At 66.8% G+C, this 25,982-nt stretch carries 25 protein-coding genes, 1 other RNA gene and 1 riboswitch; of the genes, 11 read left to right on the forward strand and 15 right to left on the reverse strand.

The genetic code is table 11. From position 1 onward, the window contains the following. Window positions 1-92: 92 nt before the first annotated feature. From ffs to ubiD, 3 genes are all read right to left on the reverse strand, one after another. An RNA gene (gene ffs / locus LE190_RS17930) (signal recognition particle sRNA small type) lies at window positions 93-191 on the reverse strand. 51 nt (window positions 192-242) lie between these two features. Next, entirely contained in the window at window positions 243-929 is a 687-nt protein-coding gene (locus tag LE190_RS17935; RefSeq protein ID WP_225239980.1) for a type 1 glutamine amidotransferase domain-containing protein, read from the reverse strand. 76 nt (window positions 930-1,005) lie between these two features. Beyond that, window positions 1,006-2,490: a 4-hydroxy-3-polyprenylbenzoate decarboxylase gene (gene ubiD, locus LE190_RS17940; protein WP_225240092.1), complete on the reverse strand. Its 1,485-nt coding sequence runs from the start codon at window positions 2,488-2,490 to the stop codon at window positions 1,006-1,008. A gap of 631 nt (window positions 2,491-3,121) precedes the next feature. Between ubiD and LE190_RS17945 the strand changes: the two genes are divergently transcribed. Next, window positions 3,122-3,892: a transglycosylase SLT domain-containing protein gene (locus tag LE190_RS17945; RefSeq protein ID WP_225239981.1), complete on the forward strand. Its 771-nt coding sequence runs from the start codon at window positions 3,122-3,124 to the stop codon at window positions 3,890-3,892. Between the two features lie 184 nt (window positions 3,893-4,076). Here LE190_RS17945 and nusB read toward each other — a convergent pair whose 3' ends face one another. The 3 genes from nusB to ribBA form a co-directional block, all read right to left on the reverse strand. Next, complete coding sequence (nusB, locus tag LE190_RS17950) at window positions 4,077-4,547, reverse strand: transcription antitermination factor NusB (protein WP_224947763.1); 471 nt, start codon at window positions 4,545-4,547, stop codon at window positions 4,077-4,079. A 24-nt stretch (window positions 4,548-4,571) separates the two neighbouring features. Continuing rightward, complete coding sequence (gene ribH, locus LE190_RS17955) at window positions 4,572-5,051, reverse strand: 6,7-dimethyl-8-ribityllumazine synthase (protein ID WP_225239982.1); 480 nt, start codon at window positions 5,049-5,051, stop codon at window positions 4,572-4,574. Between the two features lie 67 nt (window positions 5,052-5,118). Next, on the reverse strand, window positions 5,119-6,225 hold the full coding sequence (gene ribBA / locus LE190_RS17960; protein ID WP_225239983.1) for a bifunctional 3,4-dihydroxy-2-butanone-4-phosphate synthase/GTP cyclohydrolase II: 1,107 nt from the start codon (window positions 6,223-6,225) through the stop codon (window positions 5,119-5,121). A 359-nt stretch (window positions 6,226-6,584) separates the two neighbouring features. On the opposite strand from ribBA, the gene LE190_RS17965 reads away from it, so the two are divergent. After that, window positions 6,585-9,251 carry a two-component system response regulator gene (locus LE190_RS17965; protein WP_225239984.1) on the forward strand — a complete coding sequence of 889 codons (2,667 nt, stop codon included), beginning with the start codon at window positions 6,585-6,587 and terminating at the stop codon, window positions 9,249-9,251. Window positions 9,252-9,346: 95 nt separating this feature from the next. Further along, window positions 9,347-12,271: a M16 family metallopeptidase gene (locus tag LE190_RS17970; protein WP_225239985.1), complete on the forward strand. Its 2,925-nt coding sequence runs from the start codon at window positions 9,347-9,349 to the stop codon at window positions 12,269-12,271. A 30-nt stretch (window positions 12,272-12,301) separates the two neighbouring features. Here the strand turns inward: LE190_RS17970 and LE190_RS17975 are convergent, their stop codons facing one another. The 9 genes from LE190_RS17975 to glyA all read right to left on the reverse strand — a co-directional run bounded on the left by LE190_RS17975 (window position 12,302) and on the right by glyA (window position 19,393). After that, window positions 12,302-12,940 (reverse strand): riboflavin synthase, encoded by a 639-nt coding sequence (locus LE190_RS17975; protein ID WP_225239986.1) that lies wholly within the window; start codon window positions 12,938-12,940, stop codon window positions 12,302-12,304. A 4-nt stretch (window positions 12,941-12,944) separates the two neighbouring features. Continuing rightward, complete coding sequence (gene ribD / locus LE190_RS17980; RefSeq protein WP_225239987.1) at window positions 12,945-14,099, reverse strand: bifunctional diaminohydroxyphosphoribosylaminopyrimidine deaminase/5-amino-6-(5-phosphoribosylamino)uracil reductase RibD; 1,155 nt, start codon at window positions 14,097-14,099, stop codon at window positions 12,945-12,947. Window positions 14,100-14,146: 47 nt separating this feature from the next. Continuing rightward, on the reverse strand, window positions 14,147-14,704 hold the full coding sequence (locus LE190_RS17985) for a GspH/FimT family pseudopilin (protein ID WP_225239988.1): 558 nt from the start codon (window positions 14,702-14,704) through the stop codon (window positions 14,147-14,149). Continuing rightward, entirely contained in the window at window positions 14,701-15,180 is a 480-nt protein-coding gene (locus LE190_RS17990; RefSeq protein WP_225239989.1) for a type IV pilin protein, read from the reverse strand. The genes LE190_RS17985 and LE190_RS17990 overlap by 4 nt, the downstream gene beginning before the upstream one ends. A gap of 11 nt (window positions 15,181-15,191) precedes the next feature. Continuing rightward, complete coding sequence (locus LE190_RS17995) at window positions 15,192-15,953, reverse strand: pilus assembly protein (protein ID WP_225239990.1); 762 nt, start codon at window positions 15,951-15,953, stop codon at window positions 15,192-15,194. Between the two features lie 7 nt (window positions 15,954-15,960). Further along, the gene (locus LE190_RS18000) at window positions 15,961-16,896 is read right to left on the reverse strand and encodes a PilW family protein (RefSeq protein ID WP_225239991.1); all 936 of its coding nucleotides are present in this window, start codon (window positions 16,894-16,896) and stop codon (window positions 15,961-15,963) included. Continuing rightward, the gene (gene pilV / locus LE190_RS18005; RefSeq protein ID WP_225239992.1) at window positions 16,893-17,408 is read right to left on the reverse strand and encodes a type IV pilus modification protein PilV; all 516 of its coding nucleotides are present in this window, start codon (window positions 17,406-17,408) and stop codon (window positions 16,893-16,895) included. The genes LE190_RS18000 and pilV overlap by 4 nt, the downstream gene beginning before the upstream one ends. Before the next feature lie 227 nt (window positions 17,409-17,635). Continuing rightward, complete coding sequence (gene nrdR, locus LE190_RS18010; protein ID WP_225239993.1) at window positions 17,636-18,094, reverse strand: transcriptional regulator NrdR; 459 nt, start codon at window positions 18,092-18,094, stop codon at window positions 17,636-17,638. A gap of 51 nt (window positions 18,095-18,145) precedes the next feature. Beyond that, entirely contained in the window at window positions 18,146-19,393 is a 1,248-nt protein-coding gene (gene glyA / locus LE190_RS18015; protein WP_225239994.1) for a serine hydroxymethyltransferase, read from the reverse strand. A 90-nt stretch (window positions 19,394-19,483) separates the two neighbouring features. After that, window positions 19,484-19,600: riboswitch (ZMP/ZTP riboswitch) on the reverse strand. Between the two features lie 133 nt (window positions 19,601-19,733). On the opposite strand from glyA, the gene LE190_RS18020 reads away from it, so the two are divergent. From LE190_RS18020 to ybgF, 8 genes are all read left to right on the forward strand, one after another. Further along, window positions 19,734-20,483: an SDR family oxidoreductase gene (locus tag LE190_RS18020; RefSeq protein WP_225239995.1), complete on the forward strand. Its 750-nt coding sequence runs from the start codon at window positions 19,734-19,736 to the stop codon at window positions 20,481-20,483. 225 nt (window positions 20,484-20,708) lie between these two features. Continuing rightward, the gene (gene ybgC, locus LE190_RS18025) at window positions 20,709-21,113 is read left to right on the forward strand and encodes a tol-pal system-associated acyl-CoA thioesterase (RefSeq protein ID WP_225239996.1); all 405 of its coding nucleotides are present in this window, start codon (window positions 20,709-20,711) and stop codon (window positions 21,111-21,113) included. 42 nt (window positions 21,114-21,155) lie between these two features. Next, window positions 21,156-21,839, forward strand: a complete 684-nt coding sequence (gene tolQ, locus LE190_RS18030; RefSeq protein WP_225239997.1) for a protein TolQ — start codon at window positions 21,156-21,158, stop codon at window positions 21,837-21,839. A gap of 15 nt (window positions 21,840-21,854) precedes the next feature. Next, window positions 21,855-22,289 carry a biopolymer transporter ExbD gene (locus LE190_RS18035; protein ID WP_225239998.1) on the forward strand — a complete coding sequence of 145 codons (435 nt, stop codon included), beginning with the start codon at window positions 21,855-21,857 and terminating at the stop codon, window positions 22,287-22,289. Between the two features lie 10 nt (window positions 22,290-22,299). Beyond that, window positions 22,300-23,256 carry a cell envelope integrity protein TolA gene (gene tolA / locus LE190_RS18040; RefSeq protein ID WP_225239999.1) on the forward strand — a complete coding sequence of 319 codons (957 nt, stop codon included), beginning with the start codon at window positions 22,300-22,302 and terminating at the stop codon, window positions 23,254-23,256. A gap of 19 nt (window positions 23,257-23,275) precedes the next feature. Further along, window positions 23,276-24,547 (forward strand): Tol-Pal system beta propeller repeat protein TolB, encoded by a 1,272-nt coding sequence (gene tolB, locus LE190_RS18045; RefSeq protein WP_225240000.1) that lies wholly within the window; start codon window positions 23,276-23,278, stop codon window positions 24,545-24,547. Between the two features lie 26 nt (window positions 24,548-24,573). Beyond that, a complete protein-coding gene (gene pal / locus LE190_RS18050; RefSeq protein WP_225240001.1) occupies window positions 24,574-25,098 on the forward strand; it encodes a peptidoglycan-associated lipoprotein Pal in 525 nt (174 codons plus the stop codon). A gap of 103 nt (window positions 25,099-25,201) precedes the next feature. After that, window positions 25,202-25,957 (forward strand): tol-pal system protein YbgF, encoded by a 756-nt coding sequence (gene ybgF / locus LE190_RS18055; protein WP_225240002.1) that lies wholly within the window; start codon window positions 25,202-25,204, stop codon window positions 25,955-25,957. The last annotated feature ends 25 nt before the right edge of the window (window positions 25,958-25,982 follow it).

Here is a 25,982-nt window from a genome sequence, read left to right on the forward strand (position 1 = left end):
CAATCGAACGGAATGAGCGCCTGGATGGCCGGCGATGCAAGAACAAGCGCGCTGAAGAAGGGGAAGAGAAAAGAAAAAAACGGAGAAGCGAAGGAGGCGAGCCTGATCTGCGGCACTTGCGGTGAACGGCTTTGGCTGCTTCGTTCCCGACCTGACCAGGTAAACCATGCCGCAATGCGCAGGGGCCCGCCAGCGGCCATTATACCCGACCCCATGGTTTTTGGGGCCGCATCTTGCGATGACTAGGGACGGTCCTTCAGCAGCGCCAGCAAGGCACGCGCGCCCTCTTCGGACGATGCAGGATTCTGTCCCGTGACCAGGAGCCCGTCGGTCAGGACATAGGGCTGCCAGTCATCCGTCTTGCTGTACTGGCTGCCGTTTTTCACCAGCATGTCCTCGACCAGGAAAGGCACGACCCTGGTCAGGCCGACCGCCTCCTCTTCGGTATTGGTAAAGCCGGTCACGCGCTTGCCCTTGACCAGCAAATCGCCATCCACGCCCCTGACGCGCGCCAGTACCCCGGGGGCGTGGCACACGGCCGCCACCGGCTTGCCGGACGCGATCATGGCCTCGATCAGGCGGATCGAGTCGGCATCCGTGGCCAGGTCCCACAGGGGGCCGTGGCCGCCAGGATAGAACACGGCGTCGAACTCTTCCGCCCGCACGCCCGACAGGGTCACCGTCTGCGCCAGCGCCTGCCGGGCCTGCGGGTCGGCGCGAAAACGCCGGGTCGCCTCGGTCTGGGCGTCCGGTTCGTCGCTCTTCGGGTCGAGCGGCGGCTGGCCGCCCTTGGGCGAGGCCAGCGTCAAGCGCGCGCCGGCATCCTTGAACACATAATAGGGCGCGGCGAACTCTTCCAGCCAGAATCCGGTTTTCTTGCCGGTGTCGCCGAGGCGGTCGTGCGAAGTCAGCACCATCAGGATGTTCATCCAGCCTCCACTGCAGGGTCGTTGGGAAAAGGGCAGTCTAGCCGCCCCCTGCCCCGCGCGACGCACGGGAGCCGGACTACAGGCCCAGCGTGCCCCAGATGTCGTCCACGCGCGCCTTGACTTCCGGCGTCATCGCGATCGGCACGCCCCATTCGCGGTTGGACTCTCCCGGCCACTTGTTGGTGGCGTCGATCCCCATCTTGCTGCCCAGGCCACTGATCGGCGAAGCGAAGTCGAGGTAGTCGATCGGCGTGTTGTCGACCAGGACCGTGTCGCGGGTCGGGTCGACCCGGGTGGTGATGGCCCAGATCACTTCCTTCCAGTCGCGCACGTCGACATCCTCGTCTACCACGACAATGAACTTCGTATACATGAACTGTCGCAGGAAGCTCCACACCCCGAACATCACGCGCTTGGCGTGGCCCGCGTACTGCTTCTTCATCTGCACCACCGCCATCCGGTAGCTGCAGCCTTCCGGCGGCAGGTAGAAGTCGGTGATCTCGCTGAACTGCTTCTGCAGCAGCGGAATGAAGACTTCGTTCAGCGCCACGCCCAGCACCGCCGGCTCGTCGGGCGGCTTGCCGGTATAGGTCGAGTGGTAGATCGGATCGCGCCGCATCGTGATGCGGTCGATGGTGAACACCGGGAAGCTGTCCTGCTCGTTGTAATAGCCGGTGTGGTCGCCGTACGGACCTTCGAGTGCGTGCTCGAAGCCGGACGGGTGGTTGGCGTCCGGATAGATATGCCCTTCCAGCACGATCTCGCTTGACGCCGGCACCCGCAGTTCGCTGCCGATGGCCTTGGTGAGCGCGGTGCGCTGGCCGCGCAGCAGGCCGGCGAACTGGTATTCCGACAGGCTGTCCGGTACCGGCGTGACGGCGCCCAAGATGGTGGCCGGGTCGGCACCCAGCGCCACCGCCACCGGATAGGGCTTGCCCGGATTGGCCAGCGCATGCTCGCGGAAATCGAGGGCGCCGCCGCGGTGCGCCAGCCAGCGCATGATCACCTTGTTGCGGCCCAGCACCTGCTGGCGGTAGATGCCCAGGTTCTGGCGCTTCTTGTGCGGTCCCTTGGTGATGACCAGGCCCCAGGTGATCAGCGGCGCGACGTCACCCGGCCAGCAGTGCTGGATCGGCAGGCGCGCCAGGTCCACGTCCTGCCCTTCCCAGACGATTTCCTGGCAGGGGGCGCCGCGCACTTCTTTTGGCGCCATGTCCCAGACCGCCTTGACGAGCGAACCCAGTCCCATGATGTCCTTGAAGCCCTTGGGCGGCTCCGGCTCCTTCAGGCGCGCCAGCACGTGGCCGATCTTGCGCAGTTCACCCACGTCCTCGGCGCCCATGCCGAGCGCCACCCGGCGCGGGGTGCCGAACAGGTTGCCCAGAACGGGAATCGTGTGTCCCGCCGGCTGCGTAAACAGCAGGGCGGGGCCTTCGGCGCGCAGGGTACGGTCGCAGATTTCCGTCATCTCGAGGTGGGGCGAGACCGGTACACCGACCCGCTTCAGCTCGCCCATGCGCTCGAGTTGCGCCATAAAATCCCGTAAATCTGAATATTTCATCAAGTTTTGATCGTTATCTCGTCAGTAGAAGCTGGTTCAAGGCAGCATGCCAAGTAGCTGATTTTGAAGACTTTTAAAAATTTCGGCTTGGCAATCAGACCTAAAAGTAATAAGAGCGGATCGTGCTAGGGTTGACTTGGTATAAGCGAGCCACTAGAATCCGTCCTACTTGATGAGGCAGGCAGTCTTTCCGACACGATTTTAGCTGTTCTCATGCATTCACGGGGTCGGGGCCCCACATGACATTTTTGAGGAGTGTTTTCACTGGGCGTCTGCCCAATCCCCCCGAGACAGTTGTTGAGCCACTGGTTCCACCCGCCTGGGTTTCAAAGCAGCCAGCTGTAGCAAGGCAATGACGGCGTTAGTCGGCCGCGATGCGGCGACCTACGATATTTCTGATGCACGGCAATCAGTTACCCGACACAGCGCGTATTTGTTTACACGCCGTGACAGGAGTCCTTTTTGCCGCGACAAGGGGAATTCGATGATCCATCGTTTCATCACGAACGCAAGGTTCGTGCAATCCATGGCCAGCCAGCCAGTCACGTGGTCTTCCGTGAGCAAAACGGCACGTGGTGTCTTGAACACCGCACGCAACACCCTGAGTATTTTCGGTCTTTCCGCAGTTGCCATGCTGGCCCTGCTCTTTACCAACGAAGACCTCGCCAAGCGTGTTTCCGATGTGCTGGATCCACAGCCTGCCGTGCTCGCCGCAGCGGATGCGGCCCCGGTCGTGGTGGCGCCAGTCACCGCGCAGGCGTCGGCCCCGGCCGCGTCGAAGCCGATCGACAGCCAGTACATCGGCAACAGCAAGCAGCAGCAATGGGTGACCAACTGGCTGAGCAAGCGCTACCGCGTCGCCAGCGACGCTGCCAACATGCTGGTCTCGACCGCCTACATGACGGCGCATGAGGTCAAGCTGGATCCGCTCCTGATCCTGGCGGTGATGGCGATCGAATCGGGCCTGAATCCCTTCGCCGAGAGCGCGATGGGCGCCAAGGGGCTGATGCAGGTCATGGCCAAGGTTCACCATGACAAGTTCGAAAAAGTGGGTGGCCAGCAGGCGGCCCTGAATCCGGCTGCCAACATCAAGGTTGGCGCCCTGATCCTGAAAGACTACGTCAAGCGCACCGGTTCCGTCGAAGGCGGCCTGAAGACCTACGTCGGCGCCGCCGACCTGGAAAGCGATTCCGGCTATGGCGCCAAGGTGCTGGCCGAATACAAGCGCCTGAAGATGGTGGCGCGCGGCCACAAGGTGCCGACCAGGAATCCGCCGGCACCGGCTGCACCGGCCCCGACCGTCGTCGCGAAGCAGTCGCCCGCCGCCGGCCCGGCCGCCGAAGCGCCGGCATCCGCCCCGGCCAAGGCCGAGATCCAGTCGGAAGCGCTGGCGACCCTGTAAGCCGGACGGACACACTCCTCACCGAAAGCCACCGCCCTGTGCGGTGGTTTTTTTTTGCGTTGGAGAGGCGGCCCTGATCACAGGGACGATGGACGCGCGCATGGCAGCCGTGCAACGACCGCTAGACGAAAAAAAACCACTGGCATGGCCAGTGGCTTCTATATAGATAGAGGAAAGCTTGCGCTCAGCGGCGCGCGTCCGCCCCTACCTCGTCCGGACGCAGGTTTGAAGCCAGCTTGTCCAGCACGCCATTGACGTACTTGTGGCCATCGATGCCGCCAAAGGACTTGGTCAGCTCGACCGCCTCGTTGATGACGACGCGGTAGGGGATCTCCGGATGGTTCTTCAGCTCGTAGGCGCCCAGCAGCAGCACACCGTGCTCGATCGGCGACAGCTCGGCGATGCCGCGGTCGATCAGCGGAGCGATGGCTTCGCGCAGCTCGACCGAGGTGGCGATGGCGCCGTTCAGCAGCTCGCTGAAGAACTCGCCATCGGCCTTGTCGAAGCCATGCGCGCCGCGGATATTGGTAACGACCGTGCGGGCCGGTTCATTGTTGAGCAGCCATTGATACAGGCCCTGCAGCGCGAACTCGCGCGCGCGGTGGCGCGGGGTGCGGTTCTTGCTCGGGTTGGCATGCGTGGTCTTGTCGGTCATGTGTTTACTTCCTTATTCTCGCTGTTACTCTTCCTCAGCCTGCAGCTCTTCCAGCGCGAACAGCAGGTTCGACATCTCGACCGCGACGCGCGCCGCCTCCAGGCCCTTCTCGGCCATGCGGGCCTCGGCCTGCTCGTCGTTCTCGGTGGTGAGGATGGCGTTAGCGATCGGCATGCCGTAGTCGAGGGCGATGCGGGTGATGCCCGCGCCCGATTCGTTCGAGACCAGCTCGAAGTGGTAGGTCTCGCCGCGGATCACCGCGCCCAGCGCGACCAGCGCATCGAACTGCTGGGTTTCGGCCATTTTCTGCAGCGCCAGCGGCACTTCCAGCGCACCCGGCACGGTGATGTGGAGGATGTCCTCGTCGGCCACGCCCAGGCGCTTCAGTTCGGCCAGGCAGGACGACAGCAGGCCGTGGCCGATGTCGGCGTTGAACCGTGCCTGCACGATGCCGATGCGCAGGCCTTCACCCGCCAGATTGCTTTCAAACGTTCCTACCGTCATGGCTGACCTCTTCTTCTCGATTGGTATGTAGTTATATTAGTGTGATTTCGCGTGCGGACGCGCCGCATCACGCGCTCGGCTGCGGCAGGTAGCCCGTGACTTCCAGGTCGAAGCCGGTCATCGACGGCATCTTGCGCGGGTTGGCCAGCAGCTGCATCTTGCCCACGCCCAGGTGGCGCAGGATCTGGGCGCCGATACCATAGGTACGCAGGTCCATCGAGGCCGCGCGGGAGGTCCTGGCACTGGTCTCGCGCGGTGCGAACTGGGAGAACAGCTCGTCGGCCGTCTCGCCGCAGTTCAGCAGCACGATGGCGCCGCTGTCGCCGGCCTGCACCGTCTTCATGGCCGAGGCCAGGTCCCAGGAGTGGGTCGAGGCGCAGTCGCCGAGCACGTCGAGGATGGACACCGGCTGGTGCACCCGCACCAGGGTTTCCTTGTCGCGCGCGATCTCGCCGTGTACCAGGGCCAGGTGGGCCGCGCCGCTCGGCTTGTCGCGGAAGGCAAGCAGCTTGAATTCGCCGTAGGGCGTGTGCAGCTGGCGCTCGGCCACGCGCTCGACCAGGCTTTCGTTCTGGCTGCGGTAGTGGATCAGGTCGGCGATGGTACCGATCTTCAGATTGTGTTCCCTGGCGAATTCCAGCAGGTCCGGCAGGCGCGCCATGGTGCCGTCTTCCTTGATGATCTCGCAGATCACCGAGGCCGGGGTCAGTCCGGCCATCTCGGTCAGGTCGCAACCGGCCTCGGTATGGCCGGCGCGCATCAGGACGCCGCCCTTCTGGGCGCGCAGCGGGAAGATGTGGCCCGGCTGCACCAGGTCGTCCGGCGTCGTGCCCTTGTTTACGGCCACCTGGATGGTGCGCGCGCGGTCGGCCGCGGAAATGCCGGTCGTCACGCCCTCGGCCGCTTCGATCGACACCGTGAAATTGGTGCCGAACGAAGTGCCGTTCTTCGAGGTCATCATCGGCAGGGCCAGCGCGTCGCAGCGCTCTTCGGTCAGCGTCAGGCAGACCAGGCCGCGCGCATGGCGGATCATGAAATTAATCGCTTCCGGTGTGACGAAGTCGGCGGCAAGCACCAGGTCGCCTTCGTTTTCACGGTCCTCTTCGTCGACGAGAATGACCATGCGCCCTGCGCGCAACTCGGCAACGATTTCCTCGGTGCTGGAGATAGACATACGGGATTTCCTTGAAACGGGGAATGTTTGCTTAATCCGCTATTTTAAAGGATTTACCGCCTTTCAACCGATGGCCGATGTTTGCCACAGCATGAGATCGCCGATTCGTCAATCATTGTTGCCAGAAGGTAACAATGCAAGATTGCGATGCATGCCCGGAAATATATTTGTTAAGCTCCAATTTCCTGCACGCAACGAAGCAACATCTTTGTCGTTAACTCGATTATGATAAAAATATTACGACTAAAAATGTCGTTGCGGCTATTTGCTGACGGCATTGCCGTCCCGACCGGAGTTGCCATGATGGCAGGTCGACCTGTAGATAGTCGCTGCGCGGCCCCGATAGAAAGGTGGCACCGATGGCCACGATCCTGATCGTCGACGACAGGCCAAGCAACCGCGCCTTCCTGCATGCGCTGCTGGGCTTTACCGGCCATCGCCTGCTGGAAGCGGAAAACGGCGCGAGAGCGCTGGCCCTGGTGCACGCCGAATTTCCCGACCTGGTCATTACCGACCTCCTGATGCCGGTCATGGATGGCTATGAACTGGCGCAGAAGATCCGTGAAGATGCGCGCCTGCGCGAGATCCGCGTGATCTTCTTCTCCGCCGTCTACGCCGAACGCGAGACCCAGGCGATGGCGGCGCGCTGCGGCGTCGCCACCGTCCTGCCCAAGCCGGCCGATCCGCAGGACATCCTCGACGCCGTGCAGGCCGAACTGGGTGTGGCCGCCGGTACCACGCCATTGCCCGCGGCGCCGGAAAACGACCGCGCCCTGCCCTTCGACCTGGGCGCGCGCCTGAGCGAGCTGGAGCGCATGTGCCTGGCGCTGATCGGCGAGCGCAGGGTCGAGACCCTGGCCGCTTCCTTTCTCGACGCCGCCCGGCGCGTGCTGCACGCCGACTGCGCCGCCCTGTGCCTGCTCGACCGCGACGAACGCAGCGTGCGCCACCTCGACACATGGTCGCTCGACAGGGGTTTGCTGGCCGCGCACGCGCTCGACGAAACCCACCTGCCCGGCATGCTGCTGCGTGCACGCGCCCCGCTGCGCCTGGCCAGCGGCGACCCGGCACTCGACAGCCTGCCGGGCTGCCATCCGCCGCTCGGCAGCTTCCTCGGCCTGCAGGTGCATGACCTGCAGCATCCGCACGGCTGGCTGTACTGCGCGCGCAGCCCGGGCGCGCCCGCCTTCAGCGACGAGGAGGAGCGCTGGGCCAGCGCCCTCGCCGCCCAGCTGGCGGTGGCCTACGAGAACCTGAACCTGTATGACGTGGTGCAGCGCCACGCCGCCCAGCTGCAACTGGAGGCGCTGGCGCGCGCCGACGCCGACGCCGCCCTGCGCGAGAGCGAACACCGGCTCGAACTGGCGCGTCAGGTGTTCGACAGCACCCAGGAAGGCATCATGATGACCGATGCCGACGCCAACATCGTCGCGGTCAATCCCGCCTTCGAGGAGATTACCGGCTACCGCGAGGCGGACGTGCTGGGCCGCAACCCGCGCGTGCTGCGTTCGGGGCGCCACGACGCCACCTTCTACCGCGACATGTGGCACTGCCTGGAAAAGGACGGACAATGGCGCGGCGAAATCTGGAACCGCCGCAAGAACGGCGAGGTCTATCCCGAGCGGCTCAGCATCAGCGCCGTGCGCGACGAATCCGGCCAGCGCACCGCCTACGTCTCGGTGTCGAGCGACCTGTCGGCACTGAAGGCGGCCCACCACCAGCTCGACTTCCTGTCGAACCACGACGCGCTTACCCTGCTGCCGAACCGGTCGCTATTCAACGACCGCCTGCAGCAGGCGATGGCGGCGGCGCGCCTGGGCGAAGGCCAGCTGGCGCTGTTGCTGTTCAACGTCGACCGCCTGTCGCGCATCAACGACAGCCTCGGCCATGCGGCCGGTGACGCCGTGCTGCGCGAGGTGGCGCGGCGGGTCGGCGAGATCGCCGGTCCCACCGACACCCTGGCGCGCCTGTCCGGCGACGAGTTCGTGCTGCTGCTCACCAGCTGCCAGGACAACGAGGACATCATCCTGGCCGCGCGCCGCCTGATCGACGCCATCGCCCAGCCGCACGTGGTGGGCGGGCACGACGTGGTGGTCACGGGCAGCGTCGGCATCAGCATCTTCCCGCGCGACGGCGGCGCGCCGGGCGACCTGCTGAAGGCCGCCGACGCCGCCCTGGGCGACATGAAGCGGTCGGGACGCAATGGCTTCCGCTTCTTCAAGGGCGAGATGAATGCCCAGGCGCTGCGCTGGCTGGCCCTGGAAACCCGGCTGCGGCGCGCCATCGAACGCGAGGAGCTGGCGCTGCACTACCAGCCGCAGGTCTCGCGCATCGACGGCAGCGTGGTCGGCATGGAAGCCCTGCTGCGCTGGCGCAGCGAGGAAATCGGCGCGGTGCCGCCGGGCGACTTCATCCCGCTCGCCGAGGATACCGGCCTGATCCATCCGATCGGCGAATGGGTGATCCGCCGTGCCTGCTTCCAGAACAAGGCCTGGCAGAATGCCGGCCTGGCACCGGTGCGGGTGGCGGTGAATGTCTCGGCCAACCAGTTCAAGTCCGGCGCTGTGTGCGCGATCGTGCGCAAGGCCCTGGCCGACAGCGGCCTGGCGCCGCGCTACCTGGAAGTGGAGCTGACCGAAAGCGTGATGCTGGGCGACAGCGCCGCCGCCGAGGCGCAAATGGCCGAGCTGCGCGCGATGGGCGTCTCGCTCTCGCTGGACGACTTCGGCACCGGCTACTCCTCGCTCGGCTACCTGTCCCGCTTCCCGCTCGACAAGCTCAAGATCGACCAGACCTTCGTGCGCAACATCACCACCGAGGGGCGCAGCGCAGCCATCGCCCAGGCCACCATCGCGCTGGCCCAGGGCCTGTCGCTGTCGGTGGTGGCCGAGGGCGTGGAGACGGTCGGCCAGCGCGATTTCCTGGGGCTGATCGGCTGCGACGTGATGCAGGGCTACCTGTACAGCCGGCCAGTGCCCGCGCACGAGATGGCCCAGCTGCTGGCCAAGGGACGCGTCGCAGTATGAGCGGCCATCCATGCCCCTGAACCTGTGTACCTACGCAACAGTTTCCCCGGGCACGCACGGTAAAATGCGTGCTCGCCCACAGAATTGGATCTTCGATGAGCAAGTATTTCGTGCGCGGCCTGTGCATGGTCGCCATGCTGTTCGCGCACCCGGCGCTGAACGCCAAGCCGCCGGCCGCGGCGGCGCGCGCCACCGCGGCCCCCGCCGCCACCGCGCCGCTGCGCCTGGACGCCCCGATTCCGGTCGGACCGCAGGTCAAGGTGGGCAAGCTCGCCAACGGGCTGACCTATTACATCCAGCGCAATGCGCGCCCGGAACGCAAGCTCGAGCTGCGCCTGGTGGTCAAGGCCGGTTCCATCCTCGAGGACGAGGACCAGCGCGGCCTGGCCCACTTCGTGGAGCACATGGCCTTCAATGGCTCGACCCATTTCCACAAGCATGAGCTGGTCTCCTACCTGCAGAGCATCGGGGTCGGCTTCGGCGCCGACCTGAACGCCTACACCTCCTTCGACGAGACGGTCTACATCCTGCCGATCCCGACCGACAAGCCGGAACACGTGGCCAAGGCCTTCCAGGTGCTGGAAGACTGGGCCCATGGCCTGCGTTTCGACCTCGATGCGATCGAGAAGGAACGCGGCATCGTGCTCGAAGAGCTACGCCTGGGCAAGGGCGCCTCGGACCGCATGGGCAAGCAGATCATGCCGGCCATCTTCAACGGCTCGAAATACGCCGAGCGCCTGCCGATCGGCACCGAGGAGGTGCTGCGCAGCTTCCAGCCCGAGGCATTGACGCGCTTCTACCGCGACTGGTACCGCCCCGACCTGATGGCGGTGGTGGTGGTCGGCGACATCGAGCCGGCCCGCGCCGAGCAGCTGGTCAAGTCGCATTTCGCGCGCCTGAAGAATCCGGTGCCGGCGCGTCCGCGCCCCTATGCCGAGATCCCGGCGCGCCAGGCCACCGAAGCCCTCGTCGTGACCGATCAGGAAGCCACCGGCAACGCCGTGCTGATCCGCTATCCGGTGCAGCCGGTGGTCGAAGCCGGCACCATACGCGCCTACCGCGACGACCTGGTGCAGGCCTTGTTCTCCAGCATGCTGAACCAGCGCCTGCAAGAGCTGTCCCAGCTGCCGGAACCGCCCTACATGGGCGCCAGCAGCTCGCTCGGCAAGCTGACCCCGCGCTACCGTTCCTACAACGCCTCGGCCGCGCTCGGACCGCGCGGCGCCGAAGCGGCCCTTACCGCCCTGGTCGAGGAGAACGAGCGGGCGCGCCGCTTCGGCTTCAGCGCGGCCGAGCTGGAGCGGGTCAAGAAGAGCCTGATGCGCAATTACGAGCAGGCCTGGAACGAGCGCGCCAAGAGCGACTCCGCCACCTACGCGGCCGAGTACATCCGCAATTTCCTGCAGCAGGAGGCGATTCCCGGCATCGACACCGAATACCGCTACGTGCGCGAACTGGTGCCCGGCATCACGCTGGAAGAACTGAATGCCTATGCGCGCCGCACCATCCCGGCCGATTCCGGCAAGCTGGTGCTGTACACGGGCGTCACCCGGCCCGATACGCCCCAGGGCGCCCAGCTGCTGGGGGCGGTGGCCGGCGCCGAGCGCGCCCGGCTGCATCCGCACGACGACAAGGCGGTCGCCACGCGCCTGATGGAGCGCCCGCCCAAGGCCGGCACGATCGTGTCCGAGACCCATGACAAGGCGCTCGGCCTGACCCGGCTCGAACTGTCGAATGGCGTCAAGGTGATCCTGAAACCCACCGACTTCCGCAACGACCAGGTCTTGATGAGCGCCGCCCGCTTCGGCGGCCAGAGCCTGTTCGGTGACCAGGACATCCTGAATGCGCGCTTCGCCAACGCGATCGTGGCCAGCATGGGCGTGCGCGAGTTCAGTCCGCTCGACATGCGCAAGATCCTGGCCGGCAAGGCGGCCCAGGTCAACGTCGGCCTGGCCAACTACACCGACGTGGTGGTCGGCGCCTCGGGTGCGACCGACATCGAGACCATGCTGCAGCTGACCTGGCTGAAGTTCCAGGGCGTACGGCGCGACGAAGACCTGTTCAAGTCCTACGTCGGCAAGCAGGTCGAGCAGGCCAGGAACCAGACCGCCCAGCCCGGCGCGCGCTTCGGCGACGCCGTCATGGAGGCGCTGTACAACAAGCACCCGCGCGCCCCGCGCACCTTGCGCGCCGAGGAGTACGAGCAGATCGACCTCGACCGCAGCATCGACATCTTCCGCGAACGTTTCTCGTCGGCGCGCGATCTTGGCTTCATCCTGGTCGGCAGCTTCGACCTGGCCGCCATCAAGCCGCTGCTGGCGACCTACCTGGGCAGCCTGCCGACACCGGAACTGACCGTGGCCTACCGCGACGTCGGCCTGCGCCCGGCGCAGGGCGTGGTCAAGCGCGAAGTGCGCAGCGGTTCGGAACCGAAGAGCACGATCTCGCTCACCTTCACCGGCATGGCCGAGTTCAGCGAAGCCGAGCAGCTGCGCCTGTCGGCCCTGCTCGAAGTGGTGAACCTGCGCATCATCGACGTGCTGCGCGAAAAGATGGCCCTGATCTACGGCGGCGGCGCATCTGGCGTGTTGAGCAAGATCCCCTACGGGAACTATTCGATCGGCGTGACCCTGCCGACCGGCCCGGAACACGTGGACAAGGTGATCGCGGCGACCTTTGCCGAGATCGAGAAGCTGCAGCAGGACGGGCCGGACGCGGCCGATCTCGACAAGGTGAAAAGCAACTGGATCCAGAACCACCGCCGCTCGCTGCGCGAGAACGGCTACTGGCTGGGCCACCTGCAAACGGCGCTCAGCGAAGGCACCGATCCGGCCGCGATCCTGCAGGTGGAAAAACAGGTGCAGGCGCTGTCAAGCGCCGACATCCGCGGCGCGGCGCGGCGCTACTTCAACCGGCAGAACTACGTGCAGGTGGTGCTCAATCCCGAAACGCAGGCGGCCGCGACGATGGCGGCCTCGGGCGTCCAGGCTGCGGCGCCGGCCCCGCTCCCGGGCGGCTGAGGGCGCGGGCGGGAGGCTGCCCGCCCCTTCCTATCCCTGCGCCTGCACCGACAGCATGCGCTCCACGTAGCGCGCGATCAGGTCGATCTCCAGGTTCACGCGCGATCCGGCATGCAAGTGCTTCAGGGTAGTCACCTCGATCGTGTGCGGAATCAGGTTGATCGAGAAGCGGCAGACCTTGCCGCCACCCTCGCCACCCTCGACATCGTCGACCCGGTTCACGGTCAGCGACACGCCATTCACGACCACCGAACCCTTGTAGGCCAGGAACCTGGCCAGCTCCCAGGGCGCGTCGATGACCAGTTCGCGCGATTCGCCCACCGGTTCGAAGCTGTGCACCGTGCCCAAGCCATCCACGTGGCCGGACACCAGGTGCCCGCCCAGGCGCTCGGCCAGGGTCAGCGCCTTTTCCAGATTCACCTCACCCACCGCATCCAGGCCGGCGGTCTTGTTCAGGCTTTCGCGCGAGACGTCCACGCTGAAGCTGCTCCCGTCCTTCTCGACCACGGTCATGCAGGCGCCATTGATGGCGATCGAGTCGCCCAGCGCGACGTCGGCCAGCGGCAGCGGGCCGGCGTCGACTGCGAGCCGCACGCCGGCGAAAGAGCCGCCCACCAGGGGGGTGACCGATGTGATCTTGCCGACTGCGGCGACGATTCCAGTAAACATGCACTTATTCCTCAGGGTTGATAGCGGTGGCGGCCGGGGCGAACCTGGCCAGGATGCGAATGTCCTCGCCGACCCGCGCCAGGTCGTGGAAGCGCAGCCGGCGCTGCTCGGCCAGGCGCGCCAGCGGCGGCAGCGCGAACATGCCCATGCCCGGCCCGATCAGGCTCGGGGCCAGGTAGACCAGCAGTTCGTCGACGCAGCCTTCGCGCAGCAGCGAGGCATTCAACCTGGCGCCGGCTTCGACATGCACTTCGTTGATGTCGCGCCGGCCCAGCTCGCGCATCAGGGCCGGCAGGTCGACCTTGCCATGCGGGTTCGGCAGCAGGATCAGTTCGTGGCCGGCGGCGCGCAGCGCCGCCGCCTTGCCAGGGTCGGCGCTGGCGGCCACGATCCAGCATGGAGCGCCCTGCAGGATGCGGGCTCCGGGTTCGATTTCCAGGCGGCTGTCGACGATCACCCGGCGCGGCGGCAGCGGCGTGTCGATGCCGCGCACGGTGAGCTGGGGATCGTCGGCCTTGACGGTGCCGATGCCGGTCAGGATGGCCTGGGCGCGTGCGCGCCAGGCATGGCCGTCGGCGCGCGCCTCGGGCCCGGTGATCCACTGGCTTTCGCCATCGGCCAGCGCGGTGGCGCCATCCAGGCTGGCGGCCGCCTTCAGGCGCACCCACGGCAGGCCGCGCTGCATGCGCGAGAAGAAGCCGATGTTCAGCTCCCGGGCCGGTTCGGCCAGCAGGCCGGCGCTGACCGCGATGCCGGCCGCTTCCAGGCGGGCCAGGCCGCGGCCGGCCACCAGCGGATTCGGATCGGTCATGGCGGCCACCACCCGTCCCAGCCCGGCCTGCACCAGCGCGTCGGCGCAGGGCGGCGTGCGTCCGTGGTGGCTGCACGGTTCCAGCGTGACGTAGGCGGTGGCGCCGCGCACGTCGGCGCCGCGCGCCGCGGCATCGCGCAGCGCCTGAACCTCGGCATGGGCCTGTCCGGCCGGCTGGGTATGGCCAGCGCCGATCACCACGCCGTCGCGCACGATCACGCAGCCGACCCGCGGGTTGGGCGCCGTGAGGTACATGCCCTTCTCGGCCCAGGCCAGCGCCAGCGCCATGCCCTCGCTGTCGCTGGCGATCCTTGTCGTGTCGTTCGCTTCCGTGTTCGGTTCTGCCATTGCCTCGTCCAGCCATTGTTGCGCTGGCGCTCGCCCTGCCTGCCCTGCTAGGGCGGCGCGCGCATGCCGTCGCAGCCGTCGTCGCGTGCCGGATTGCATATCCGCACGCGCCCGAGCATGTTGATCTTGATTCGCCGGATCTGCCCGCCGTGGAACAGCGACAGGGTGCCGGGCCGGGATGCGCCGCTGTTCGTGTCGCTGCAGCTGCGCCCGGCGCCATTGTAGGCGATGTACTGCGGCGGCGCTGACTGGGTGAAGGAAAAGCCGATCCGCATTCCCTGCGGCAGCGGACCATGCACCGCCAGCACCTCGTCGAGCGGTCCCGGCTCACGGTCGCCGTCGCGATCGATGAACACCGTCCAGCCCTGGCTCCAGTCGGCGCCCTGCGGGTCCTGCGGCATCAGCTTGACGCGCTGGTTGCGGGCAATCGCCTGGGCCCGGGTATGGGCCACCGCATCCAGCAGTTCGCCGGACGCGGCGCGCAGCTGCTGGGCGCGCACCAGGGCCTGCAGGTCGGGCGCGGCCATGGCGAACAGGACCGCCGCAATGCACAGCACGACCGTCAGTTCGGCCAGCGTGGCGCCGCCGTGGCGGGGGCGCTTCATGGCCAGCACCGCGAAGCAGGCGCGCCGGCGCCGCTGGCACCCTGCGCGCCGGTGCTGTCGAGACTCAGCACCCCGCATTCGGGATCGCTGAAGTCCGTATCGACGTTCTCGGTGCCCGGACGGGCGCGCAGCGCGATGCACTGGCTGATCTCGCGCCCGGCGCAGGCCTGGCCATCCAGCTCGTAGGCGCTGTCTTCCGGGCGGGCCCCGATCCACCAGTGGAAATCCAGGCTGTCGGGCTCCTCGGAGTCCCGGGAAAAGGCGACATAGGTATGGTGCAGGGCGCGGTACTGTTCCTGCCGCTGCATCGCCTCGACCAGGGCCAGCTGCGCCTCGACCCGGCGCGTGCGGACCAGGTAGCGCGCGTAGTCCGGATACGCCATCGCGCCCAGGATGGCGACGATGGCCAGTACCACCAGCAGCTCGATCATGCTGAAGCCGGACCTGCGCTGCCTGTTGCGCTGCATGTGCCACATGTTCCCTCCTCCTAGCCGCCCGCCGCGGCGAGATCCTGCCAGTTCGCGATTTCGCGCCAGCCGACGCGCAGGCCCGGTCCGCCCGGACTGCCGGGCACGGCGGTTGGTGCCGGTGCCGGTGCCGGTGCCGCGCCGGCCGGGCCCTCCTCTCCCCCGTCCACCCCGCCCGTCCCGCCGGTCCCGCCTGCCGGCGCCGGGGCTGCGGCCAGCAGCTTGCGGTAATAGGCCTGCAGCGCCACCTGCGTGGTGTCGGCCTCGCCGAAGCCGAGCGCGCTGATGCGGTAGAGCAGCGTGTCCGGCGCGGACGGCAGGCGCTCGATCAGATAGCGTGGCGCCTGGGCTGCCAGCGCGGGCATCGCGGCGCCGGTGAAGCTGCCGAGCGCCAGCGCCGGACCGGACTCGTCCGCCAGCGCGGCCAGGATCTCCCCGCTGTGCGCCGCCTGCGCGCACAGGCCTTCGTAGGGCGCGCCACCCTCGCAACCGGGAGCGAAGGCGGCCGCGCTGGCCGCGCCGGCACTGGCCAGCGCCGCGGCGCGTGCCGAAGACGGATCGAGCCCGCCTTCGATGTCGCGCTCGGCATCGGCCAGTGCCGCCATGGCGGCCTGCAGGGCCAGCATGCGGTCGCGCTCGTGCCCGGCCGCGCGCGCGCCGCTCAGGGCCGTGCGGGCGGCGGCGACGCAGGTCATCAGGATCGCCAGCATCAGCAGCAGGGCCGTCAGGAGCGCGATCCCGCCTTGCCGGCGGCGCGTGGATGGCCCGTGGGAAGCCGCCATGCCGCCCTCACCTGGCGCGCGCCGGCAGCGCGATGGTGGTGCCGAACACCTTGCGGTAGCGTGGCGCCGCGCCACCAGCCAGCTCGGCTTCCCGCAAGCGCACGCCGGGATCGTCGTCGTCCGCCAGCGCGCCGTAGTCCGCTCCGAACAGCTCGTGCACGAACGCACCCGCCGACGCGAGCGGGCTGGCCGGGCCGTGCAGCAGCAGGGCCACCCGCACGCTCGCCACCTGCTTCCAGTGGGTGCGCCGGCGCAGGTCCTGCTCGCGCTCGGCCGCGGTGGCCCCGGCCAGCGCCAGGCCCGCATCGAGCTCGTCCAGGGCGCTGGCGTTCAGGTAGCGTTCCGGGGCGCCATCGGCATCGGCGTCGAGGCCATACAGCACCTGGAAGCCGTCGACCGCGCCCACCACGGCATCGGAAGACCAGGCGCTGGCGCCGCGGTACTTGCAGCGCAGTTCGGCCTCGCCCTGGGCATTGCGCGCCACGTAGAAGATGCTCCAGCCTTCCTCCATGCGGTGCACGCTGAAGCCGGCGCAATCGAGCGCGCTGCCGTCGCCGTTGGGCGGCGCGCCCGCGCCCGGGAAGCGCACCGCCAGCACATCGCTGCCGTTCACCGCGGCTGACGTTGCATTGTCGAGGCCGAAGCCACTGTGCGGCACGCGATGCGCATCCAGGCCGGCCAGGGGCGCCGGGGCAGTCGGGTCGGGACCTGCGCCGCTGACCTCCCAGTCGGACGCCGCCGACTGGCGCACGGCGCGCGCGATCGCTTCCAGCGCGTAGCGGCCGGCGTCGTCCATCGCCGCCGTCTCGGCCTGGGCGGCGAAGGCGCGGCTGGCCCAGACGAACAGGCTGCCGGCGCCGAGCAGGACGCCGAGGCCGACCCCGAGCGCCACCAGCAGCTCGGCGATGCCGAGGCCGGCCTGGCGCGGCGGAGTCGCCTTCATGGCAGCACACCCACGAAGCCGGGCGCCTCGTCGGTGCCGTCCCAGCCCAGCTTGACCACCGGCAGCGCGCCCGCGTCGCCGTCGCAGTCCCAGCGGTAGCGCGCGGCCACGCTGTCCCAAGGCGCGCCGTCGCGGCAGACCAGGATGCGGCCGCGCGGAAAGTGCGCATGCACGGCCTGGCGCATCTCGTGCAGGTCGAACTGCGCCAGCTCGGCCGGGGTGCAGGGGGCGGCGAAGCAGCCGGCGGCGGCCAGCGGCGCGCCGTCCGCCGCGTCATAGGAAAAGCCGAGATAGGGATTGGCGCCATCCGGCAGGCCCGCCACCGCCGGATTGACCTGCATGCGCGCCGCCAGCGCCGCCGCCAGCTGGGCCGCTTCGGACCTCAGCGCCGACTGCTGGCGCGTGCGTTCCGCCCCGAGCTGGGTGGCACCCGCGCCGACCACGCCTACGGCCAGCACCAGCAGCGCTACCAGCACCTCGACCAGCGTGAATCCTTGTCCTTGCACCCGCACGGCGGCCTCCCTTGGATCTGAACCGGGAACGCGGCGGCGCCTTGCGGCGCGCACCGACTGCGAGCTGCGAAGTTATCAGGCAGGCGGGCGCCAGCCATGAGCTGTTGCAAGCGTGTCAGGGGAACTGCGGGGCAGGCATAGCCGGCCTTGCCCGAGCGCGCGCCGCAGCGGAATAAGCGGCGCGCGGGTGGTGCTTGGGGTGCGGGTTGGCGTGCGGGTTGGCGTGCTTATTTGCGCGGATGGCCGACTTCGGCCAGCGCTTCCTGGAACTCGGCCAGGTCCTCGAAATTCTTGTAGACCGACGCAAAGCGGATGTAGGCGATCTTGTCGAGCCGCCTGAGTTCCTGCATCACCAGTTCGCCCACGTAGCCGGTATCGACCTCGCGCCGGCCGCTGGTCAGGAGCTTTTCCTCGATCGTGGCGACCGCGGTGTCGATGGCCTCGGCGGCGACCGGGCGCTTCCTCAGCGCCAGCATCAGGCTGCCGCGCAGCTTGTTGGACGAGAACTCGGTGCGGCTGCCGTTCTTCTTGACGATGATCGGCATCGACAGCTCGATGCGCTCGTAGGTGGTGAAGCGCTTGTCGCACTTGGTGCAGCGCCGGCGCCGGCGAATGGCATCCGCCTCCTCCGACACGCGGGTGTCGAGGACCTGGGTATCTTCATGCTGGCAGAACGGACATTTCATGGCGCCGGATCCCGTAGGGGCCGCGCGCTTAGGCGGCGGCCCCGGTTTGCCTTACTTGGCGTAGACCGGATACTTGTCGGTCAGCTGCTTGACTTCCGCCTTCACGCGCTCGATGGTGGCGGCGTCATGCGGGTTGTCCAGCACGTCGGCGATCAGGTGGCCCACCTTGACCGCGTCTTCTTCCTTGAAGCCGCGGGTGGTGAAGGCCGGGCTGCCGAGGCGGATGCCGGAGGTGACGAAGGGCTTCTGCGGGTCGTTCGGGATGCCGTTCTTGTTGCAGGTCATGTGCGCCTGGCCCAGGATCGCTTCCGCTTCCTTGCCGGTCAGGCCTTTCGCGCGCAGGTCGACCAGCATCACGTGCGACTCGGTGCGGCCCGAAACAATGCGCAGGCCGCGCTCGGTCAGGGTGTTGGCCAGCGCCGCGGCGTTCTTGACCACCTGCTTCTGGTACTCCTTGAACTCCGGCATCAGCGCTTCCTTGAAGGCCACGGCCTTGGCGGCGATCACGTGCATCAGCGGACCACCCTGGATACCCGGGAAGATGGCCGAATTGATCTGCTTCTCGTACTCGGCCTTCATCAGGATGATGCCGCCGCGCGGGCCGCGCAGCGATTTATGGGTGGTCGAGGTGACGAAGTCGGCGTGCGGCACCGGGTTCGGGTATTCGCCGGCGGCGATCAGGCCGGCGTAGTGGGCCATGTCGACCATGAAGTAGGCGCCGACTTCCTTGGCGATGCGGGCGAAGCGCTCGAAGTCGATACGCAGGGCAAAGGCCGAGGCGCCGGCGATGATCATCTTCGGCTTGTGCTCGCGCGCCAGCGCTTCCATGGCCTCGTAGTCGATGTCTTCCTGCTCGGTCAGGCCGTAGGACACGACGTTGAACCATTTGCCGGACATGTTCAGGGCCATGCCGTGGGTCAGGTGGCCGCCTTCGGCCAGCGACATGCCCATGATGGTGTCGCCGGGCTTGAGCATGGCGAAGAATACGCCCTGGTTGGCCTGCGAACCCGAGTTCGGCTGCACGTTGGCGGCTTCTGCGCCGAACAGTTGCTTGAGGCGGTCGATCGCCAGCTGCTCGGCGACGTCGACGTATTCGCAGCCACCATAGTAGCGCTTGCCCGGATAGCCTTCGGCATACTTGTTGGTCAGCTGCGAGCCCTGCGCTTCCATCACCGCCGGCGAGGTGTAGTTCTCCGACGCGATCAGTTCGATGTGGTCTTGCTGGCGAAGGTTTTCCTTCTGGATCGCATCCCACAGGTCCGGGTCGATATTGGAAAGCGTATGATCTTTTGCAAACATGTAAAACTCCAATCGAGAGAAATACCAGGCAACGGGCAGCGGCGGGACCGGCAGGCGCACGGGCAGCCCGCGATACGTCACGTACCAGTCGGTGGCTGCCCAGGCGAACGGCGAATGGCATCTCACGTTCCCCGGTGGATGTCCACCTTTGCCGCGCAGGCATGCAAGGCTGCTGCGCGCGGCGTTTCGCCAGTTACGTGAGACGTAGGTGGGCAGATTGTATGTGATCCGGGCCGTTTCGGGCAAGGAAAGCGCTGTCGTCCTGGCAAGCCGGGGCCGCCCAGCGCGCGCATGGCCATTTGGGCTACAATTTTCCGTTCTTCCGCTTCCGGGATCCACCATGATCGTCTTCATCACCGGCGCTTCGGCCGGCTTCGGCGCCGCGATGGCGCGCACCTTCGTCCGCCACGGCCACCGCGCCATCCTGGCCGCGCGCCGCGGCGAGCGCATCGCGGCGCTGGCGCGCGAACTGGGCGATGCCGCCCTGCCCGTCACGCTCGACGTGACCAGCCGCGCCTCGATCGAGGCGGCCCTGGCCGCGCTGCCGGAAGGCTGGCGCGAGATCGATGTGCTGATCAACAATGCCGGTCTGGCCCTGAATACCCTGCCGGCCCATGAAGTACCACTGGAAGATTGGGAAACCATGATCGCCACCAACTGCCAGGGCCTGGTCAGCATGACCCGCGCCGTGCTGCCGGCGATGGTCGCCCGTGGCAGCGGCCTGGTCATCAACCTGGGCTCGGTGGCCGGCCACTATCCCTACCCGGGCGGCAACGTGTACGGCGCGACCAAGGCCTTCGTGGAGCAATTTACCCTGAACCTGCGTGCCGACCTGGCCGGCAGCGGCGTGCGCGCCACCAACCTGGCGCCAGGCCTGTGCGGCGGCACCGAGTTCTCGAACGTGCGCTTCAAGGGCGACGACGTGGCCGCGGCCAAGGTGTACGAAGGCACGGTTCCCCTCACTGCCGAGGACATCGCGAACACCGCCTACTGGATCGCTACCCTGCCGCCGCACGTGAACGTGAACAGCATCGAACTGATGCCGACCTGCCAGGGCTTCTCGCCCTTTGCCATCAAGCGCCAGGGCTGAGGCATTCCGGCAAACGCGGCTTGCCTGGAAGTATCGGGCCAGCGGTAGTTGTGAGAAAGTGTTACAGTCATTGGCGTTTCGACCATGTTTCACGTCTACTACCGCTCAGCAATGCTGCCTCCTCCGGAAGGCATGCCTTGCTTCGTCCTATATGTGCGCATGCGTACATAAAGATGCCCTAAAATCGCGTAAAATATTTCCTATATTCATTTAATGGCAGGAAAAATGTCCGTAGCTTTTGACTGGACAGTGAGGGTCTACTACGAAGACACCGACGCTGGCGGCATCGTGTTCTACGCGAATTACCTGAAATTCTTCGAACGCGCGCGTACCGAATGGCTGCGCGCCGCCGGGATTGGCCAGCAGCAGCTGCTCGAAGACGAGGGCGCGGCTTTCGTGGTCAAGAGCGCATCCCTCGACTACCATGCCCCGGCCCGGCTGGACGACGTGCTGAGCATCCGCACCACGGTCGAGAAGCTCGGCCGCGCCTCGGTCCAGTTCTCCCAGCAGGCCTGGAAGGGCGAGCAGCTCCTGACGACTGCCAGCGTGAAGGTCGGCTGCGTCGATACCGCCACCATGCGGCCGCGCTCGCTCCCCGATAGTGCTGCTGCTAAAATGCGCGCCGCATAGGCACCTGTCCAGCTGAAACGATCCACGACAACAGAACACACGATGACCGCAACCCAAGACCTTTCGTTCGTTACCCTGATCGCCAACGCCCACTTGCTGGTCCAGCTGATCATGGCCCTGTTGCTGCTGCTTTCGGTGGTCAGCTGGACCTATATCTTCCGCAAGGTGTTGGCGCTGCGCGCGGCGCGGGCCGCGACCGAGCAGTTCGAACGCAGCTTCTGGGCCGGCGGCAACCTGCATACCCTGCACCAGAGCGCCAGCGCCCAGCGCGACCAGAGCGGACCGCTGGCCCGCATCTTCGAAGCCGGCATGGGCGAATTCATCAAGGGCAAGCAGGCCGCGCGCGACGCCGGCGACATGACGCCGGTGCTGGACGGCTCGCGCCGCGCCATGCGCGCCGCCTTCCAGCGCGAACTGGACGCCCTCGACATCCACCTGAACTTCCTGGCTTCGGTCGGCTCGGTCTCGCCCTACATCGGCCTGCTCGGCACCGTGTGGGGCATCATGAACGCCTTCCGCGGCCTGGCCAACGTGCAGCAGGCCACCCTGGCCGTGGTTGCGCCCGGCATTGCCGAGGCCCTGATCGCGACCGCAATCGGCCTGTTCGCGGCGATCCCGGCGGTGGTGGCCTACAACCGCTTCACCCACGACATCGACCGCCTGGCGATCCGCTTCGAGAGCTTCGTCGAGGAATTCTCGAACATCCTGCAGCGCCAGGCGCGCTGAACGAGGAGACTGGCGATGGCATTTTCCAGCAGCAGCCTGCGCGGCGGACGCAAGCGCAAGTTCAAGTCCGAGATCAACGTCGTGCCCTACATCGACGTGATGCTGGTGCTGCTCATCATCTTCATGGCCGTGCCGGCCAACGAAGTGCCGAGCGTGGTCAACCTGCCGAGCGCCGAGAAGTCGGCGCTGCCGCCAGATACCTACATCCAGGTCTCGATCCAGCCGGAGAACCGGCTGTCGATCGGCGTCGGCGGCAAGGACCGGGTGCCGATGGAGGACGTGGCCGACCGCACCGCCCTGCTCGAGCGCCTGCGCGCGCTGCACGAAGAACATCCCGACTATCCGGTCTTGATAGCGGGCGACCGCGACAGCAAATACAACGATGTGATCCAGCTGATCTCCGATGCCAGGAAGATGGGCATCAGCCGGGTGGGACTTGCCACCAAGTGATATGTCCGCGATGACGCCAGCCCCCGCCGGCACGCCCTACCGCGTGCCGCCAGAACCGAGCCGCCTGCCCGCCTTCGCGCTGGCAGTGGCCGTGCACGCCGTGCTGCTGGGCTTCCTGTGGTTCGGCATCAGCTGGCAGAACAACGAACCGGTGGCGGTCGAGGCCGAAGTGTGGGACATGTCGGTGCAGACCGCGGCCGCCCCGCCGCTGCCGCCCCCGCCCGCGCCGGACCCCGCGCCGGAACCGGTCCCGACTCCGCCTCCGCCGCCACCGCGCGTGACCGAGACGCCGGTGGAGCGCCCGGCTCCGCCGCCGGACATCAATCTCGAGCGCGAGAAGCAGCGCAAGGAAGAAGAGCGCAAGCGCGAGCTGGCCGAGAAGGAAAAGCAGCGCAAGGAAGAGTTGCGCAAGGAAGAGCTGCGCAAACAGGAAATCGCCGAGAAGAAGAAAAAGGAAAAAGAGGAAGCCGATCGCAAGGAACTCGCTGCCAAGAAGGAAGCCGACGACAAGCGCAAGAAAGACGACGCCGAGCGCAAACAAAAAGCGCTGGCCGATGCCAAGGCGAAGGCTGCTGCAGAGAAGGCCGAACAGGCAAGGCTGGACAAGATACGTCAGGATGACCTCAAGCGCATGGCCGGCGCGCTCGGCAGCGGCGGCAGCGCCGTGAAGTCCACCGCCCCGAAGGCCGACGCCGGCTACGTGGCCGCGATCACCGCCGCCATCAAGAGCGCCACCGCCTATGGCGGCAGCACGACCATGCCCGGCAATCCGAAGGCCGTGTTCAAGGTCGAGCAGTTGCCGACCGGCGAAATCATGTCGGTGCGCCTGGTAAAAAGCAGCGGTGTGCCGGAATTTGACAGGGCAGTGGAAAATGGTATCAAAAAGGCATCCCCGCTGCCGAAGAAAAAGGACGGCACGGTGGAACGCACGCTCGACGTCAATTTCTCGATGAAAGACTACGACTGATCCGGTTCAAAGACAGACTATGAAAAAACTCCATTACCTGCTGTTCAGCGCCACCCTCCTGATGGGCACCAGCGGACTCCAGTTCGCCCAGGCCCAGATCAAGGTCGAGATTGCCGGTGTCGGCAGCAACCAGATCCCGGTGGCGGTCGCGGCCTTCGCCGACGAAGGCATCGCCCCGGCCGAAGTGTCCCGCATCATCCGCGCCGACCTCGAGCGCAGCGGCGTATTCAAGGTGATCGACGCCGGCCAGGCCATCAGCGACAGCGCCAACGTCGACCTGGCGGCCTTCCGCGCGCGCGGCGCCGACGCCCTGGTGGTCGGCAGCGTGGTCCGCCAGCCGGACGGCCGCTTCGCCGTGCGCTACAAGCTGCACGACACCGTCAAGGGCGCCCCGATCTCGCAGCTGGGCGGCGAAGTCCAGCCGAAGTACATCCGCCTGCAGGCGCACCGCATCGCCGACGACGTCTATGAAAAACTGACCGGCGTGCGCGGCATCTTCTCGACCCGCATCGCCTACGTCAAGGACACCGGGGGCGCGCATGCGCTGGTGGTGGCCGACGCCGACGGCGAGAACGAGATCGTGGCCGCCCACGGCCGCGAGTCGATCATTTCGCCGGCATGGTCGCCGGACGGCACCAAGGTGGCCTATGTCTCGCTCGAAGACCGCAAACCCGTGGTCTACCTGCAGGACCTGATGACGGGCCGGCGCAACGTGATCTCGAACGTCAAGGGCAACAACTCGGCCCCGGCCTGGTCGCCCGACGGCAGCATGCTGGCCGTGGCGCTGTCGCGCGACGGCAATACCGAGATCTACACCGTGCGCCCGGACGGCACCGGCCACCGCCGCCTGACCAACAACCCGGCGATCGACAGCGAACCGCAGTTCTCGGCCGACGGCCAGTCGATCTATTTCATGAGCGACCGCAGCGGCGGTCCGCAGATCTACAAGATGAGCGTGAGCGGCGGCAATGCGACGCGCGTCACCTTCAATGGCAACTACAACATCAGCCCGCGCGTGTCTGCCGACGGCAAGACACTGGCCTGGATTTCCCAGCGCAACGGCAATTTCTCCTTGTATGCGATGGACCTGGCCACGGGCCAGGAACTTCGCCTGGCCGATGGGGCCACGGAACCGAGTTTTTCGCCTAACGGCAAGTACATCATGTATGCGATCAAGGGCGGCGGGCGTGCCTCGCTGGCCGTGGTCTCGGTGGATGGACGGGTCAAGCAGCGCTTGAGTACCAATGCGGGAAACATTCGGGAGCCCAGCTGGGGCCCCTTCATGAAGTAAAACTTTATTAGACAAGGAGAAAAACCATGCGCACTTTCCAGAAAGCAGCCCTCATCGCTTCGGCCATCCTGCTGACCGCTTGCTCGTCGACCAAGCTGCAGGAAACCCCGGTGGTCGAGAAGACCCCGACTCCGGCACCGGCACCGGCCGCGGCCGACACCCGCGCCGTTCAGCCGGTCGAGACCGGTAGCGTCGATCCGCTCAACGATCCGCGCGGCGTGCTGGCCAACCGCAGCGTCTACTTCGACTATGACAGCTTCGTCGTACGCGAAGACGGCAAGCCGGTGGTCGCCAACCACTCGTCCTACCTGACCAAGAACGGCAACCGCAAGGTCCTGATCCAGGGCAACACCGACGAACGCGGCGGCACCGAGTACAACCTGGCCCTGGGCCAGAAGCGTGCCGAAGCCGTGCGTCGCGCGATGGCCGCACTGGGCGTGTCGGACAGCCAGATGGAAGCCGTCTCGCTGGGCGAGGAAAAGCCGAAAGCCACCGGCAGCAACGAAGCGGCCTGGGCTGAAAACCGCCGCGCCGACATCGTCTACCAGTAAGCGTCGGCGGCCGGTCGGCACCACGACCGATTGACAGCGGGGCGGACGGCAGTGCAGACTGCATCCGCCCCGTTTTTACTCTGCAACCGGAAAGAACTCTGCCATGATGAAATTGTCCCCGTCCCGTCTTGCCACCCTGGTCCTGGCGGCCTGGCTGCCGCTGCAGGCGCAAGCCGGCCTGCTCGAGGACAGCGAAGCGCGCAAGGCCATCCTCGACCTGCGCGCCAAGGTCGATGCCATCACCCGCGACCTCACCAGCCGCCTCGAGTCCAAGTCGGACAAGACCGTCCAGCTCGACATGCTGAACCAGCACGAGCAGACCATGCAGGAGATCGCACGCCTGCGCGGCCAGATCGAGGTGCTGGCCAACCAGATCAGCCGCGCCCAGGAAAGCCAGAAGCAGCTGTACGCCGACCTCGACGCGCGCATCCGCAAGCTCGAGCCGCAACAGGAAACCGTGGATGGCCAGGCCGCCGAGGTGCTGCCGGCCGAGAAGACCGCCTACGAGAGCGCCTATGCCCTGATCCAGGCGGGCGACTACAAGGGCGCCGCGACCGCGCTGCAGGACTTCGTGCGGCGCTACCCGGATTCGGCCTACGCCGCCAATGCCCAGTACTGGCTGGGCAACGCCTACTACGCGCTGGGCGACTACAAGAAGGCGATCGCGGCCCAGGAAGTGGTCACCACGACCTACGCCAGCAGCGCCAAGGTGCCGGATGCGATGCTCAACATCGGCAGCAGCTATGCCCTGCTGAAGGACAGCAAGAACGCGAAGAAGGCCCTGCAGCAGCTGGTGTCCAAGTATCCGGCATCGAGCGCGGCCAAGACCGCCAAGGACCGCCTGGCCACGCTCAAGTGATCCACGGGATGGGTCCGGGCCGCCG

Source organism: Massilia hydrophila (assembly GCF_020208145.1).
Taxonomy (GTDB): domain Bacteria; phylum Pseudomonadota; class Gammaproteobacteria; order Burkholderiales; family Burkholderiaceae_D; genus Telluria; species Telluria hydrophila.

Excerpts from the sequence above, each read along its gene's own strand:
- LE190_RS17965 (WP_225239984.1), top strand. The coding sequence starts at position 6,585 with ATGGCCACGATCCTGATCGTCGACGACAGGCCAAGCAACCGCGCCTTC.
- nusB (WP_224947763.1), bottom strand. The coding sequence starts at position 4,547 with ATGACCGACAAGACCACGCATGCCAACCCGAGCAAGAACCGCACCCCG.
- LE190_RS17990 (WP_225239989.1), bottom strand. The coding sequence starts at position 15,180 with ATGTGGCACATGCAGCGCAACAGGCAGCGCAGGTCCGGCTTCAGCATG.
- LE190_RS17985 (WP_225239988.1), bottom strand. The coding sequence starts at position 14,704 with ATGAAGCGCCCCCGCCACGGCGGCGCCACGCTGGCCGAACTGACGGTC.
- LE190_RS18000 (WP_225239991.1), bottom strand. The coding sequence starts at position 16,896 with ATGAAGGCGACTCCGCCGCGCCAGGCCGGCCTCGGCATCGCCGAGCTG.
- pal (WP_225240001.1), top strand. The coding sequence starts at position 24,574 with ATGCGCACTTTCCAGAAAGCAGCCCTCATCGCTTCGGCCATCCTGCTG.
- ribD (WP_225239987.1), bottom strand. The coding sequence starts at position 14,099 with ATGGCAGAACCGAACACGGAAGCGAACGACACGACAAGGATCGCCAGC.
- LE190_RS17995 (WP_225239990.1), bottom strand. The coding sequence starts at position 15,953 with ATGGCGGCTTCCCACGGGCCATCCACGCGCCGCCGGCAAGGCGGGATC.
- LE190_RS17935 (WP_225239980.1), bottom strand. The coding sequence starts at position 929 with ATGAACATCCTGATGGTGCTGACTTCGCACGACCGCCTCGGCGACACC.
- ybgF (WP_225240002.1), top strand. The coding sequence starts at position 25,202 with ATGATGAAATTGTCCCCGTCCCGTCTTGCCACCCTGGTCCTGGCGGCC.
- LE190_RS18020 (WP_225239995.1), top strand. The coding sequence starts at position 19,734 with ATGATCGTCTTCATCACCGGCGCTTCGGCCGGCTTCGGCGCCGCGATG.
- ribH (WP_225239982.1), bottom strand. The coding sequence starts at position 5,051 with ATGACGGTAGGAACGTTTGAAAGCAATCTGGCGGGTGAAGGCCTGCGC.
- LE190_RS17975 (WP_225239986.1), bottom strand. The coding sequence starts at position 12,940 with ATGTTTACTGGAATCGTCGCCGCAGTCGGCAAGATCACATCGGTCACC.
- tolA (WP_225239999.1), top strand. The coding sequence starts at position 22,300 with ATGACGCCAGCCCCCGCCGGCACGCCCTACCGCGTGCCGCCAGAACCG.
- LE190_RS18035 (WP_225239998.1), top strand. The coding sequence starts at position 21,855 with ATGGCATTTTCCAGCAGCAGCCTGCGCGGCGGACGCAAGCGCAAGTTC.
- glyA (WP_225239994.1), bottom strand. The coding sequence starts at position 19,393 with ATGTTTGCAAAAGATCATACGCTTTCCAATATCGACCCGGACCTGTGG.
- ribBA (WP_225239983.1), bottom strand. The coding sequence starts at position 6,225 with ATGTCTATCTCCAGCACCGAGGAAATCGTTGCCGAGTTGCGCGCAGGG.
- ybgC (WP_225239996.1), top strand. The coding sequence starts at position 20,709 with ATGTCCGTAGCTTTTGACTGGACAGTGAGGGTCTACTACGAAGACACC.
- ubiD (WP_225240092.1), bottom strand. The coding sequence starts at position 2,490 with ATGAAATATTCAGATTTACGGGATTTTATGGCGCAACTCGAGCGCATG.
- tolQ (WP_225239997.1), top strand. The coding sequence starts at position 21,156 with ATGACCGCAACCCAAGACCTTTCGTTCGTTACCCTGATCGCCAACGCC.
- nrdR (WP_225239993.1), bottom strand. The coding sequence starts at position 18,094 with ATGAAATGTCCGTTCTGCCAGCATGAAGATACCCAGGTCCTCGACACC.
- LE190_RS17945 (WP_225239981.1), top strand. The coding sequence starts at position 3,122 with ATGCTGGCCCTGCTCTTTACCAACGAAGACCTCGCCAAGCGTGTTTCC.
- LE190_RS17970 (WP_225239985.1), top strand. The coding sequence starts at position 9,347 with ATGAGCAAGTATTTCGTGCGCGGCCTGTGCATGGTCGCCATGCTGTTC.
- tolB (WP_225240000.1), top strand. The coding sequence starts at position 23,276 with ATGAAAAAACTCCATTACCTGCTGTTCAGCGCCACCCTCCTGATGGGC.